Below are 14697 nucleotides of genomic sequence, written 5' to 3'. Positions count from 1 at the left end.
ACTTCCGAAAGCGCAAAGACTATGTTTCTCCTGCTAAAATCTAACTCGTTATACGACATTAGGTGTCTCCTTTTGAATCAGCTTGTAAATCTTAAGGATACACCTCTTGTCGTTTTTACACACTTATAAAGATATTACCTCTTATTCTTCCAATTTCCTTTCCGGAACCAGAAAAAGAGAATGACCGCCTTAAAGAATGAAGTGATAGTCAAAGTCCACCAGACACCGTTAATACCGATATTCAGGACGAAACAGAAAAAATAAGCCAGCGGCAGTCGCGCAATCGACCAGGGGATGGAGACGACCATCGGCGGGATGGTATTACCGGCGCCGGAGAAAGCCCCTTCCAGCACGATTTCAATCCCCATGAACATCTGCGACAATCCCAGAATGAAGACATAATCCCGGGCGATGGCGTGCACCGCCGGGTCCGAGGTGAAGGCGCTGGTGATCACTCCGGGAATAGAGACAAAAATGACGGAAACAACAAATGTCTCGAGCGCAATGATTTTGACCGATCCCCAGGCACATTTGGCGGCTCGCTCCGGCTGCTGGGCCCCCAGATTCTGCCCGACAAGGGTTGATGCCGCCACCGAGAATCCAAAAGCTACTAAGAAGGATAGAGATTCCAGCCGGTTGCCGATACCCATGGCCGCCCCGGCGGCATCGCCATAGTGATGAACAATCTGGATAATAAACCAATAGACAAAGACAAAAACGATATTCTGCATCGAAATCGGGATGCCGATTTTGAATATCTTGAACATTGTCTGCCAGTCCGGCCGGTTGCAGTACCAACCAGCAAGAGATACTTCCAGTCTTCCTTTGAGAATGAGAAAGAGGAGAATAAAAAAAGCGACGGTAATGGAAATCACGGTAGCGACAGCCGCCCCCGTTACGCCCATTTTGGGAAAGGGCCCCCAGCCGAAGATTAGAAAGGGATCAATGACAATATTCAGCAATAAAGCAATTACATAAGAATACATCGGTGACCGGGTGTCACCCGAGGCGCGGAAAATTCCGCCTAGGGCATCGTTAATATAGAAAAAGGAGACGCCCAGAAAATAGGTTCGCAGATATGGCACGCCCAGTTCGGCCACATGGGGGGCGGCTTTCATAAATTTCATTATATATGGAGTGGAAAAAAATCCGGCCAGCGAGAAAAAGATTCCCGCTCCGATGGCCATCTGGATCCCCTGTTTCGACACATAGGAAGCGTGCTCCTTATCGCCGGCACCGATGGCCCGCGATACCATGGCGGTGATTCCGATAACAATAATGGAAATGGTGGCATAAACAGTCCAGGTAACCACCATCGAGGTCGTGACCGCATCCTGCTCGGGCGTTCCCAGATAGCCAACCCAGAAATAATTGGCGACCGACATGGCGAATTCCAGGAACATCGCCGCCAGCACCGGCCAAGCCAGACGGAGGATGGTCGGATAAATGGGACCTTCGGTAATATGCTCTACTTTGGCCATGACATGGAAAATGACATTTTAAGAGCTATTGGCGGAAGAGGACAGGGCTGTTTCCGGCAGCAGAGAGATCATCACACATCTTCCTTGGAGTGAACGCTGACCATCGACTTCGCTCCGGCCAGCGAAACCAGAGCGGGAAAATGGTCGGCGATTATTTCAAACTCCCGGTAATCTGATTTTCCCTGTCCGGAAAGGGCCACCAGATAGAATGCCAGCGCAATCTCTTTTATTCGAAAGGGGCCGAAATCGGCGCCATTCAACTCCTTCTTTCCTTCAATCACCATGCCGTCATCAAGAACGCCGCATTTTATTCCCATTTTCCCCAGATTGGCCGCAATCTCCTCGAAGGGATTTCTCTGAACAAGGCTGGTCTCCCGAATGTCTCGAATGAGTGTCGTCCCCGGCCAGGCGGCGGCGATAACCGCCATAAGCGGCAACTCTCTCATCAGCCCCACGGCAATTTCGCCGGCGACCTTCTTGCCCCTGATTTCCGCATATTCCAGTTCGAGGTCGCCCCTCTTTGGCCCCTCTACTCCCCGCCGGTGAGTAATCTTGATATTGACTCCAATGGAACGCAAATAATGCATGAACCGACTCAGCCGGGCGCCAAGATAGATATTCGGGAGGACTAAATTTCCCTTTTTCAGGATACCGAGAGTCAACATGGCCTCGGCGGAAAAGGAATCGGAAGGGATATCGACAGTGCCGCCAGTCAGCCTGCACGAGGGATGCAGCATCATCTCCTGTTTATAGTCGGCCGCCTCACGGCGAATGCGTCTGCGCGGGTCGTGGGGATCTTCCACCCATTCCAATTTCGACTCCCTGATGGTCAGCCGCGCGCCGAAATTGATAAACAAGTTTTCCAGCGAATCTTCTGTCGGTCTTGTTTCCCGAATCGCAACCGAGCGACCGGAACTGATGCCGAGCATCAACAAACAATTTTTTAAATGGGGAAAACCAGAGGAGAGTTTTCGCTCGATCGGCCAGAGTTGGTCTGATTGATAGGTTATATTCCGGGATTCCCTGTCATGCTTCAATTCCACGCCGATATGCCGGAGATGTCCCAGCAGATCATCAAGAAACGGTTGATTTATGAAATCGTCATACCCGAGCGTGAACCGTTTTCCTTTCCCGGCCAGGAAACCAATAATCAGACTGAGGGTATATGAGTCGCCGTTGAAGCTGACCGATATATCATCGGGCCATACCGGCGATACGGAATTGTGTATTATGATTTCAGAATCGTCCCTGCCGATTTTGTACCCGAGCGATTGCAGGAACAAAACTGTCTGCCCGGTCTCCTTCCCCTGATTATAATTCCTTATCCTGGTTTCGCCGGCGGCGTTTGCACCGAGCAGCAGGGCCAGTTGTGTCAGGCGGCCGTCGCCGTCAAGCCTGAATTCCTGAGGAAAATGTTTTAAAGCAAAAATGATCTTATTCACGGGTATAAATCTTCCCTACATTTCTTCCGGTGCTTCGATTCCAAGGAGATAGAGCCCCTCTTTGACTACTATCCGGGCTGCCGCCACCAGAGCCATCCTGGCTTCAGTCAGATTCGTGTTATCGGAAATAATCTTGTCAATCCGGCCGGCGGCGTCTTTCCGTTGATAGACCGTATTGAAAGCCGAGGCCAGTTCCAGAAGGTATGAACTTATGAGGTACGGTTCATAGGCGATAGCGGCCTCCTCGACTAACAGCGGAAACCGATATAATAAATCCAAAACCCGGTACTCCTCGGGATGATCCAGCAGAGAAAAATCTATCTTCTCGGTGAGTTCCTTTCCATAATGCCGGATAAGAGATGACAAACGGGCATGGGTGTATTGCAGGTATGGCCCGGTCTCGCCCTCGAAATTGAGGACCTTATCCCACTGAAAATTGACATCTTTTTCTTTCCTGGTGGACAGGTCGGCGAATATCACCGCTCCCAATCCGATCTGGTGGGCGGTCTTATCGATTTCTTTCAGGTCCGGATTCTTTTCGACAATCTTCTCTCTGGCCAGGGAAATTGCCTTGTCGAGAACATCCTCAAGAAAAATGATATTCCCCTGCCGGGTCGCCATTACTTCATCCTCGAACTTTATCCAGCCGAATTCCACATGTGTCAGGCGATGAGCGATTCTCTTCTCGGCCGAAACATGCTCGGCCTCTTCCAGCAATTCAATTACTTTGAAGACCTGCTTGAAATGGTCGCGCTGTGCCGTCCCGACCACATAGAGCGCTTTTTCAAAATGGAATGTTTCCCATCGGTAGAGAATGCCGGCAATATCGCGTGTGGCGTACAGCGTGGCCCCGTCAGCTCGTCGGAGAAGACAGGCCGGGAGATTATATTTTTCCAGATTTACGATCAGAGCCCCTTCGGAAATCTCGGTCAGGCCGGCTTTTTCAAGACGTTTGATGGCGCTTTCCATCTTATCGTTGTAAAATGATTCCCCAGTCTGGTAATCAAAATGAACCCTCAGCATTTCATAAATTCTGTTGAATTCGGCCATCGAGTAATCTTTGAATTTCTGCCAGAGAGCGATCGCTTCGGGGTCGCCATTTTCCATCGCCTTGAAAGCATCACGAGCAGCATCCGAAAGTGAAGCATCGGCCTCTTCCTCTTTATGAAATCTTACGTACAGGTCGAACAGGGTCTTGACCGGATTTTCCTCCAGTTGGCTCGCCTTACCCCATTTGCGGTAAGCGACAATCGTCTTGCCGAACTGGGTTCCCCAGTCGCCGAGGTGATTTATGCCGACCGACTCATATCCCAGCTTATTGAAAATGCGGTACAGCGAATTGCCGATGGCAGTGGAGCGAAGATGCCCGATTCCGAACGGCTTGGCGATATTAGGCGAGGAAAAATCGATTACGATTTTTCTTCCGCGACCTTCAGTAGAAGAACCATAATTTTCTTTCTGAGTCCGCAGTGCTTCAAATGTAGCGGCCGCCAGAGCACCGGTAGCGATCCGAGCATTGTTGTAACCGCCGACTGCGTTGAAGGTCAGCGATACGTATTCCTCATTTTCTTTGACAAGCTTATTTTGTGCGTCAGTCAGTTTCTTGTTCAATTCTACCGGATTCTGCTTGATGATTTTGGTCAGCTCAAAAAGCGGCAAGGCGAAATTTCCCAATTGCGGATTTTTCGGCGTTTCCAATTTGTAGTACAACTCCTCCGGGTGGAAAGTAAAAAGGCCAGGGTTCACTACACGCCATTCCGGAAGAATTTCGCGGAAAGCCCGTGAAGTCAATTCGGCTATCTGTTCTCGAAATCTATCTTTCATCTGTTCTGTCCGTTTCAATCAAGCTGAAATAGATACAGTCATCATCCCGGTGCATTTCAAAGAAAAATTTATCATGTAGGTTTTTCTCATATTCGATACTCAACTCATGGTAGAGTCTTGCCAGAAATTCTTCGGGGGAAATGTTGTTATTCAAGGCATATTCCCGCGCCGGGAAAACGAAGCCTGAGCCGGCAGGCATCTGTTCAATCAGTATGGCATGAATGAGCTTTCCCTCCAGACGATAATCCGGGTATGCCTCCCGGGCGGCCTGATGCAATTGCCGGGCAAGCTCATCCCGGCTCAATTGGAAACGTTCAGCGTTCATGCTCAGGTCACCTCCACCATAAAACCGCCGCTGGTCTTCTTTTCCGATTTCCTGAAAAAGATATAATACAAAATCGCCGAGACAATGTAAAGTACAACCGCAATCAGGAGCGGCAGGGTATAGCCATATTTTTCGATAAGCCGCCCTCCTATGGCCGTGGAAATCATCCAGGAGCCGGTCCAGGCCAGAGTCATTAAGGCGTTGACCAGCGCATGTTCTGATTTTCCCACCATCTCCATGCTGAAATTGGAGCCGATCGGCTGAGCCATATTCATCAGCGCTCCTCTCATCAGGAACGCGGCAAAAGCCAGAGGAAGCGAATAAGTAAAAGCCAGGATGATCATGAAAGGGATAGAAACAAGCTCGGTCGCTACGATGGTTTTGACCATGCCGAATTTCCTGGCCATGACCGGCCCGGCAAGAATTCCGATAAGCATGGTAGTGTTGACGGCGAAAAAGAACAGGCCAATTTTATCGGGCGGCTGGCCGAAACGATCCCGAAAATAGAGATTCAGGAACGGGATAATCAATCCGGCACCGATACCAACGACAAACTGAGGAGTCAGGAGTTTCAGATACAGTTTCATCTGCCTTCGCAGAAGGGACAGGGAAAAATCGGCCTCGCGCTCTTCCCTGCCCGGCGCTGCCGTTTTGATCAGAGAGAATGGAATCAGCGCCAGCAAGCCCAGAAAGACTGCAATCATGAAAGTCCACTGATAAGCGCCGATCATGCCGTCGGTCATTTCTGATAAATGTGTGACCAGCCAGCCGGAAGTGAGCGAGCCGATCATGCCTGCTACCAGCATCACCCCGAAATTGAACGAGAAAATATAGGTGCGCTCTTTCGGCGACGAGTTTCGCATGAAGAAGGGTGCCGCGGCGATACGGTTGAAAGTCATCGCCATACCGGAAATAAATGACACCGATATCAATATGTTGGTTACGGGCAGGCGGGAAATCATCAAAAAAGCAGAGGCGTAGCAAATAGTGGAAGCAAGAAGAACCATTTTCAATTTTATACGGCGCAACACGAAAGCCGCCGGAATGGCAATAACCGCCGTTCCGAAAGCGCCCGCGGATAGAAAAGTACCGATAAATGACTCGTCGGCCCCGCGCTCTTTGAGATAGAGGTTGAAAAGCAACTGCCCGGCTGCCGCCGTCAAACCAATCAGAAAAGAACCGGTCAGGAACAATCTGACATTGCGGGTAAAAAGCCTTATGTGCCACAGATAATCGACTATGGACCGGCTGATTTTGCGCTTCAGAGACTTAAGCGGTGAGGACAGGATTACCCTGTCCCTGAGATCAGGTCCGATAGCGCTCATTTGGCTATCTTACTCCGAAATGATACTCGCCCCAGCAGATAAATTCGACCGGGCCGGTCAGGTAGATAATATCATCTTTTTCCGACCAGTCAATGAAAAGCGATCCCGCGGGAAAAATAACTTCCACCTGCCGCTTCAGATAACCATTGACTACCCCCGCCACAACGGCGGCGGCGGCGCCGGTGCCGGATGAACCGGTGGCGCCGGCTCCCCGCTCCCAGTCATTTAGAATCAGTTTGGAGTGACCGACAATCTTGGCGAACTCCACGTTTGTGCGGTGCGGGAAAAGCGGGGCGTTTTCGATATTCCGGCCGAGTTCTTTCCAGTCGAAATCAAAACTATCGACAAATATGACCGTATGGGGATTCCCCACTGAAAGAGCCGTGACATTAAGCGAGAGATTTCCGATTCTAATGGGCCGATTGATATGGAATTTAAATCTTGATTTGACCGGAACCAACCTGGTTTCGAAAATTGGTTTTCCCAGCGAGACCTTGATCAAAGATGAATGCCTGCCGGCCCTGATAATCTCGGCTTCGGATATCCCATCACCGCTTTCGATCGCTATTTTCCTATTTTTCGCACAGAAGGCATGATAATATGCGGCGGCAATCCGCAGACCATTTCCTGATTTCTCCGCCCAGCTGCCATCAGAGTTGTAAATATCCATTCGGCAATCGGCTATTTTCGAGCCGGTCAAAACTAGGATGCCATCCGCTCCCACCCCAAAATTTCTCCGGCAGATATCTATGGCCAGTTTATCAAACCGGTCAGCTCCCTTGCGCTTCTTGATCCGATCCATGATTATAAAATCATTGCCCAGCCCATGATACTTGGAAAATGCGATTTTTTTCATGCTGATTAAGATACTGATTTGAGAGGCTTTGTAAAGCAAAAAACCCCGCCATCGGGCAGGCGGGGCTTTGCATCATATTGCAAAAATCTACTAAAGACTGTCCTTTATCACTTTGCCCAGCCGCTTGATTCCCTCGACAATTGTCTCGGGGCCGGCATGGGAGAAATTCAGCCGCATCGTATTATCCCAGCGGCCATCAGGGTAAAATGGGGCACCATAAACGTACACCACTTTTTCCTCAATAGCCTTCGGCAGCATCTTCGAGCCGGAAACATGTTTTGGCATCTCGACCCAGATGAAAAGCCCGCCTTCCGGTCTGGTCCAGGTCAATTCCGAGGGGAAATTCTTCTCCATCTCCGCCAGCATGAGGTTGCGTTTTTCGCCGTATCCTTTGATCAATTTCTGAATTTGTCCCTCCAGCTTGCCGGCTCTGAGGAAGGCATAGATCATATATTGAGTAAAGGTGCTGGTGTGGAGATCGCCGCACTGTTTGACCCGCTCGAAAATCGGCATGACTTTCTCGGAGGCGTTCATCCAGGCGATTCGAAGCCCCGGCGCCAGTATTTTGGAAAAAGTCCCCAGAGAAATTACGATATCGCCGCCGATAGCTTTTAGCGATGGAACCGGTTTGCCGGCATAGCGAAGTTCGCCATAGGGATTGTCATCCACAATCGGGATATTATAATTCGAGGCTAATTCTACGAGCGCGTGTCGGCGCTCTTCCGACATGGTAATACCGGTCGGATTCTGAAAATTGGAGACGGTATAAATGAATTTGGGATTGTGCTTCTTGATAGCGTCCTCGACCTGATCTACCAGCATGCCGTCCTGATCCATTTCCACTGAAGCATAACGGGCCTGATAGAAATTGAAAGCCTGCAGTGCCCCGACATAAGTCGGATATTCCGTGATAATATAATCTCCCGGATCAAGGAAAGCACGGGCGCAGAGATCAATCCCCTGCTGCGAACCGGAAGTGATAAGGATATTCTCGAGTTTGGTGGGGGAACCGAGCTTGCTCTCCCGTTCCGCGACAGTATCACGCAGCGGAGTAATCCCCATGGAAAGAGAATATTGCAGCGCGTTGGATTTGAACTCATCAATAACCTCCATCGCCGCCTGTTTCATTTCCTCGACAGGAAACATCTCCGGCCCCGGATATCCGCCGGCAAAGGAAATAACGCCCGGTTTTGAGGAAATCTTGAGAATTTCTCTGATAATCGAGCTTTCCAGAGAAAGCACGTGCGGAGCATAATTCCATTTATCCGGCATTGCTTGAACCTCTTCAGCCAAATAATCTTTACTCATAATTTAATCCCGATATGAATAATATTGTGGTCATTCTAAAAGGAAGATAATAAAAAGGACAAAATTGTCAATTAGTAAATATTACCGCCTGGTCCCGGCCAGATGAATTACCGCATTTCCGTATCGGTCACGAATTTTATCAACCGCTTCACTACTCAAAACCATCTTTTCATTCCCGGAATCATGCCATAAATGAAACTGGAGAGAATCAGTTTTCTTTTCTAGGTGTGATACCCTTACCCCCAACAATCTCACCTTTATTCTTGTCCCGAATTCAGGGGGGATTAAACTCCGGGCGGTCTCATAGATAATCTTAGCCTGGTCGGTCGAATTCGATAAGGTCTTATCTCTGGTAATGGTCTTGAAAGAGGCGGAACGGATTTTCACTGTGACCGTTTTCCCCCAATATTCCTCACGCCTCAGCCTTCCGGCCACCTTATCCGAAAGCCAGAGCAGGGTGGCATATATCTTATCAATGTCGGAGATGTCTTTCACAAAAGTAGTCTCGTGGGACATCGATTTATCGTCGGGTAATTCATCGAGAGAATAGACTTCTGACGAACCAATACCTCTTGCCATTCCTCTTAGGGCCACCCCATTTTTCCCAAAGTATTTTTTTAGCTCCTTTTCGTTACTTTCGGCCAGTTCCCCGACCGTTTTTATCCCATTTTTTTCCATTGCTTCCCGGGTGGCTTTCCCCACTCCCCAGAGAGCATCTACCGACCGGGGATAGAATATTTTTTTAAAATCATCCCGGTCGATTATAGTCACACCATCCGGTTTGTTTTCTCCCGTGGCCATTTTAGCCATGAGCCTGGTCGGGGCGATCCCGACCGAACAGGTCATGGACAGCCGCTCTTTTATTTCCCGCTTCATCTGCGCCACCAAGTTTTCCACCGTGCCGAAAATTCTGTGGCAGCCGGTGATATCAAGAAAAGCCTCATCGACCGAGACCGGTTCCACCAAGGGGGAATAATGTTCGAATATTTTTATGAGCATCGATGCGGTATAGATATATCCCCCCAAATTTCCGGAGACATAGATACCATCGGGGCATAATCTTTTTGCCTGGGTCATCGGCATTCCCGATTTGACCCCGTACTTCCGGGCTTCATATGAGCAGGTGGAGACCACACTTCGGAAACGGGCATCGCCCCCCACTATCACCGGTTTTCCTTTCAGTTGGGGCGTGTTGCGGATTTCGAAAGCGGCGAAAAACGCATCCATGTCGACATGCATAATGACTTTCGCCCAGTCTTTAGTGCGGTCTATTCCACCCATATTTTGCTTATGACCCAACTGGTTTGACGTTCATCATAGGTCAACTGGAAGAAATTGGAGGAGGTATCGACCACGGCGTAGTGATGCACTTTATAGGCGCCGATATCGGTTTTCCAGTCGCCGGTGACCTCGCTGATTTTATAGACTCGTCCGTTCCACCGGAACCGCGCCGGCCGCATTTTGTGGTGATCGAACACCGCCACTACCTCTACCGGTTCATCCATATCCTGATACATATTACTTATTCAATTTCATCAGTCTATATCTTTTTGTAAGTCAGGAGTGATCTTCCCCTGTTTTATTGGACAGGTTATTAAGGTTGTTTGTTCGTTCGAAGTCAACCGGGCTGAGATAGTTCAGTGTGGAATAACGACGAACACGATTATAAAATACCTCCAAATAAGTGAATACGTCAAGTTCCGCCTGCGCCCGAGTCAAGAAATGCGAGCGATGCATACACTCCATCTTCAGCCGGGCGAAGAATGATTCCACACAGGCATTATCATAACAGCTTGTAGCCGCGGCGCTTGGCTAAGCGCCTATAGCGAGCCTTGTATTTCCCAGGGTTTCCCTTTCTATGCTTTGGTAGGGAATTACTATAGGTTTTGTCAGCAAAGCCAGGGCAAGCTTTCTTAACATCACTTGCCTTGAATGGCTCTCTCAGTTTCCCCTTTATTACTGCTTTCACGATTGAGGGATACAACTCATGACGTTTCATTTTCGTTCCTCCTCTCAAAAGCAATTTCTTTATAACCTGTGTATGTCGTCTGATAACCCAGCCAGCTTCTCACACTTGTCATTACCATTACAAGGTTTTTCGTCCTATACAAACTGTCTGTACTCGGGCAGATTTCCGATATCATTTCACTGCTTTGGGGTAATCTCAACCAATACTTCTCCAGTTATCGCACAACAATCTCAAGTCAAAACTGCCCCAGCTGAAATGAAGCAGGGCCGCGGTCAAGAGAGTGAGTAGCTTTTTTGCAGAAAAAGATTATCTGAATTGCTGTCGGAATGATCACCGAAACTTTTCTGCATATAGCACTTCAATAGTCTCGACTGAGTTTTTGTAGCCTGCGGTAGTCACATACTCATATATTCCACCTCTCCTCACAATAGCCTTGAAAATCTTGCCCGGTACAAGATTTCCCAGCTTAACATATGACGGGATAATGCAGTGGAAGACTCTGGGGGGGGACTGTATACTAACAAGAAACTCTCCTGCATCCAGGCGCTGAGTAATTTCGAGATAACCGCATATAAATACCCCTTCATCTCCTCCTAAAATCAGATTTTTGAAACTTCCAGGGTCATATTTCTTTACCGCCATGTCCCAGCTGCTTATCTCCGCAGGTGGAATTCTTTTCGCCTGTACATGTTCCAGATTATCTTGGGCATCAGCATTGCCCTGGTCCGCTGCCATCCGAAACCATTTTTCAGATTCAGCGTAGTCTCGGACGACACCCTCTCCCTTAAAGTACCGCACTCCCAATTTATTTTGGGCATCAGAACTGCCTTGGTCTGCCGCTTTTCGATACCATTTCACGGCTTCACCGTAATCCAGAGGAATACCACCTGTACCCTCGTAGTACATCGAACCCAGGGCGGCCTGAGCAGCAGCACAGCCTTGATCCGCAGCTCTCTTATACCATCTCACCGCTTCCTCAAAATTTTGACGAACGCCTTCGCCGTTATAGTATTTCAATCCTAAGGCCACCTGGGCCGCAGTATCACCCCGGTCGGCCACATTTCTGTACCATTTTTCAGCCTCAACATTATCCCGAGGAACGCCCTGGCTATCATAATACTTATCCATGTAGTGTTTGGCCTCAGCGTCGCCCTGATCGGCGGCTTTCCGAAACCATTTCACCGCTTCAGCGTGATCCTGAGAGACATTTTCGCCTTTGTAATATTTTAATCCCAAAGCGATTTGCGCGGGGGAATAGCCTTGGTCGGCGGCTTTCCGAAGCAATGTTACAAATTTAGCATAATCCTTACGAACACTTTGCGGGTAATCTGGTGATCCGTTGGCATAAATCAATCCTAAGGCAAGTTGGGCCGCAGCATAACCTTGATCGGCGGCCTTCCGATACCATTTTGCCGCTTCAGCCCAATCCTGAGAAACACCTCCCCCTGTAGCGTAACTCTGACCCAAATTATATTGGGCAACAGCGTTACCTTGGTCGGCCGCTTTATGAGTTCCTGCAGTTGAAATCTGAAAGGTGAGAACTATCACCAAGCCGCAGAAAGTAATTATCTGTTTTATTTCTTGTCGCCCCTTTAATTGGTATTTATTGTGCTTTATAAAAGCTTTATCGGTTTTATGCTTCAAAAACTTGACCTGCCCCCATATATCGGTGCAGCTTTGTAAGTCAGGAGTAGGTCGGGTTTCAAGAGAATCCGACGTGAGCCGGATGATTGAGAAACCCGACATCTTCAATTCATTCCCCATAATCATTCTCGAACGCCAAACCCAACCCAATGCCCCAAATCGCTTCATATAAACCCCGTCTATTTAAATCCATTTGTCGGGTTTCTCAAACGGGTTTGATAAATCAAACCCCTACAAAAGTTACACTGTCAGCAATCCCCGCAGCAGCGCCACCAGCGGCTCGAAACCGACCGGCAAAAACAACAAAACCAAAACCATCATCGCTATTTTCCCCGGTTTCATGGTATCCTCCGCAAAAGCCCGACCACCTTCCCGGCGATATAAAAATCGGGCGAATTCTTATCGACCCAGATAGGCTCAAAAGATTCGTTTTCCGGCTGAAGTTTTATCCTTCCCTCCTCCGGGAAATACCGTTTCACGGTCGCCTCATCACCGATAACCGCCACCACAATCTCCCCCGGCTCGGCCTCTTTCTGCCGTTTCACCAGAACATAGTCGCCATCGAAAATACCGGCGTTCTTCATCGACTCCCCCTTGACCCGGAGAGTAAAGGTCTCGCCGGAGGGAAGAAAACTGGTGTCAACCGCAATTTCCCCCTCGATATTTTCGATCGCGGTCAGGGGATTACCGGCCGGAACCGCTCCAACCAGAGGAATCCGCTTGATCGGGCCAGCCATGTTTCGCACCAGTTCAATCCCGCGCGAAATAAGTTTCTGCCGCCGGATATACCCCTTTTTCAGCAGCACCTCGAGGTGCGAGCGGACCCCGTTGGTGGAACTGATATTAAACTTCTCCCCTATCTCCCGAATGGTCGGCGACTTGCCGTACTCGGTGATCATCTTCTCGATATATTCGAGAATCTCTTTCTGCCGCCTGGTTAACTTTTCTCTGACAGTCAAGTTACCTCCTTATGGCCTATCGTTTGGTCGGTTTGACAACCCAAACGTCTGTTTTCACTTTTCATAATTATTCTACTGCACAAATGTTCAGATGTCAAGTGAAAATATCAGTTGATCGGCTCGACAGGTTAATATGTGATTCGGAAAATGTGACAATCCGCCCAAAAGATAATACCTCTTCCAACCGCGCCCGCCTCAAAAAACATATTGATAAATTGATCTAATTCCTTATAATTAAGGTTTAAATTTTTTTAGGAAAACCATTATGAAAATATTAGTTGTCGGATCGGGCGGGCGTGAACATGCCATCATCTGGAAACTCAAGCAGTCCCCCCTGGTCAGTAAGATTTTTGCCGCTCCCGGCAACGCCGGTATCAGCCTGATCGCCGAATCGGTGGATATCAAGGCCGATGACATAAACAAACTGGCTGATTTTGCCCAGAAAACCAGTATCGACCTCACCGTCGTCGGCCCGGAACTCCCTCTTACGCTTGGTATTGTTGATGAATTCAATCGTCGCGACCTGCGGATTTTCGGCCCCTCGCAGGTGGCAGCCGAGATTGATGGTTCCAAGGCTTTTGCCAAAGAGTTTATGCGGAAATACCATATCCCAACCGCATCTTTCCAGATTTTTACGGAAATGTCGGAGGCGATCGCTTTTGTGCGGGCGGCAGCCATGCCGATTGTGATAAAAGCCAGCGGGCTGGCGGCCGGAAAGGGAGTAGTTGTGGCCCAGAACGCCGAGGAGGCGGTTCAGGCCATCGAAAAAATCATGGTTCAGAAAGTATTCGGTGATGCCGGCAGCAGTGTCGTCGTGGAGACTTTTCTTGAGGGGCAGGAAGTCTCGGTTATGGCCTTTACCGATGGGAAAACGGTCAAGGTTATGCTTCCCTCGCAAGATCATAAACGGGTCGGCGATGGCGACACCGGCCCCAATACCGGCGGAATGGGCGCCTACAGTCCGGTCAATTTTATCGATGAGGCTACCATGAAAATGATCCAGGAGCATATTCTGGAGCCGACCATTGCCGGACTGGAAAAAGAGGGACGTAATTATAAAGGGGTATTATATGCCGGGCTGATTATGACTCCAGCGGGACCGAAGGTAATGGAATTCAATTGCCGTTTCGGCGATCCGGAGACTCAGGCGGTGTTGCCGCTGCTTAATTCCGACCTGGCCGACATTTTCATCGCCATTGTCGATGGCAATCTTTCTATCATAGATGAGTTGGATTGGAATCCGGGTGCCGCTGCCTGTGTCGTACTGGCCTCACGCGGTTACCCCGAAAAAGCTGAAACCGGAAAGAGAATTTTCGGTTTAAGAAACTACAGTGATATGAACTGCTATCTATTTCATTCAGGGACCAGGCGTGACGGCAAGAACTGGATCACCGCCGGCGGACGGGTGGTCGGGCTGACCGCGGTCGATCATGACTTGCCTTCGGCGCTCGCGCGAGCTTACGATGTTATCGATAATATCAAATTTGAGGGAATGATTTTCAGAACCGATATCGGCGCTAAAGCAACCAGCCGAATGAAGAGTTATGGGATTTAGAATATGGCT

Annotated in this window: 12 protein-coding genes and 1 pseudogene; 1 reads left to right on the top strand and 12 read right to left on the bottom strand. The window is 49.1% G+C overall.

The window, feature by feature from the left end:
• Positions 1-134: 134 nt before the first annotated feature.
• The 12 genes and pseudogenes from NT002_10570 to lexA form a co-directional block, all read right to left on the bottom strand.
• Complete coding sequence (locus tag NT002_10570; protein ID MCX6829707.1) at positions 135-1481, bottom strand: MATE family efflux transporter; 1347 nt, start codon at positions 1479-1481, stop codon at positions 135-137.
• A 71-nt stretch (positions 1482-1552) separates the two neighbouring features.
• Positions 1553-2923 carry a hypothetical protein gene (locus tag NT002_10565; protein ID MCX6829706.1) on the bottom strand — a complete coding sequence of 457 codons (1371 nt, stop codon included), beginning with the start codon at positions 2921-2923 and terminating at the stop codon, positions 1553-1555.
• 15 nt (positions 2924-2938) lie between these two features.
• Entirely contained in the window at positions 2939-4747 is a 1809-nt protein-coding gene (gene argS, locus NT002_10560; protein ID MCX6829705.1) for an arginine--tRNA ligase, read from the bottom strand.
• A complete protein-coding gene (locus tag NT002_10555; protein ID MCX6829704.1) occupies positions 4737-5072 on the bottom strand; it encodes a hypothetical protein in 336 nt (111 codons plus the stop codon). The genes argS and NT002_10555 overlap by 11 nt, the downstream gene beginning before the upstream one ends.
• Positions 5073-5074: 2 nt before the next feature.
• Positions 5075-6397, bottom strand: coding sequence for an MFS transporter (locus NT002_10550; protein ID MCX6829703.1), 1323 nt, complete (start codon positions 6395-6397; stop codon positions 5075-5077).
• A 4-nt stretch (positions 6398-6401) separates the two neighbouring features.
• Positions 6402-7253: a diaminopimelate epimerase gene (gene dapF / locus NT002_10545; protein ID MCX6829702.1), complete on the bottom strand. Its 852-nt coding sequence runs from the start codon at positions 7251-7253 to the stop codon at positions 6402-6404.
• 90 nt (positions 7254-7343) lie between these two features.
• Positions 7344-8561, bottom strand: a complete 1218-nt coding sequence (locus tag NT002_10540) for a PLP-dependent aminotransferase family protein (protein MCX6829701.1) — start codon at positions 8559-8561, stop codon at positions 7344-7346.
• 81 nt (positions 8562-8642) lie between these two features.
• Complete coding sequence (dinB, locus tag NT002_10535; GenBank protein MCX6829700.1) at positions 8643-9842, bottom strand: DNA polymerase IV; 1200 nt, start codon at positions 9840-9842, stop codon at positions 8643-8645.
• The gene (locus NT002_10530; protein ID MCX6829699.1) at positions 9830-10066 is read right to left on the bottom strand and encodes a DUF6504 family protein; all 237 of its coding nucleotides are present in this window, start codon (positions 10064-10066) and stop codon (positions 9830-9832) included. Before NT002_10530 ends, dinB begins: the two co-directional genes overlap by 13 nt.
• Positions 10067-10118: 52 nt before the next feature.
• A pseudogene (locus NT002_10525) lies at positions 10119-10355 on the bottom strand (IS3 family transposase).
• A gap of 505 nt (positions 10356-10860) precedes the next feature.
• Entirely contained in the window at positions 10861-12300 is a 1440-nt protein-coding gene (locus NT002_10520; protein MCX6829698.1) for a tetratricopeptide repeat protein, read from the bottom strand.
• A 212-nt stretch (positions 12301-12512) separates the two neighbouring features.
• On the bottom strand, positions 12513-13133 hold the full coding sequence (gene lexA, locus NT002_10515; GenBank protein ID MCX6829697.1) for a transcriptional repressor LexA: 621 nt from the start codon (positions 13131-13133) through the stop codon (positions 12513-12515).
• A gap of 265 nt (positions 13134-13398) precedes the next feature.
• Here lexA and purD point away from each other — a divergent pair, with 265 nt between their 5' ends.
• On the top strand, positions 13399-14688 hold the full coding sequence (gene purD / locus NT002_10510) for a phosphoribosylamine--glycine ligase (GenBank protein MCX6829696.1): 1290 nt from the start codon (positions 13399-13401) through the stop codon (positions 14686-14688).
• Positions 14689-14697: the final 9 nt, after the last annotated feature.

Source organism: Candidatus Zixiibacteriota bacterium, assembly GCA_026397505.1.
GTDB lineage: Bacteria > Zixibacteria > MSB-5A5 > GN15 > PGXB01 > JAPLUR01.
The sequence above is the reverse complement of the archived record's forward strand: the minus strand, read 5'-3'. Positions and strand labels throughout refer to the sequence as shown.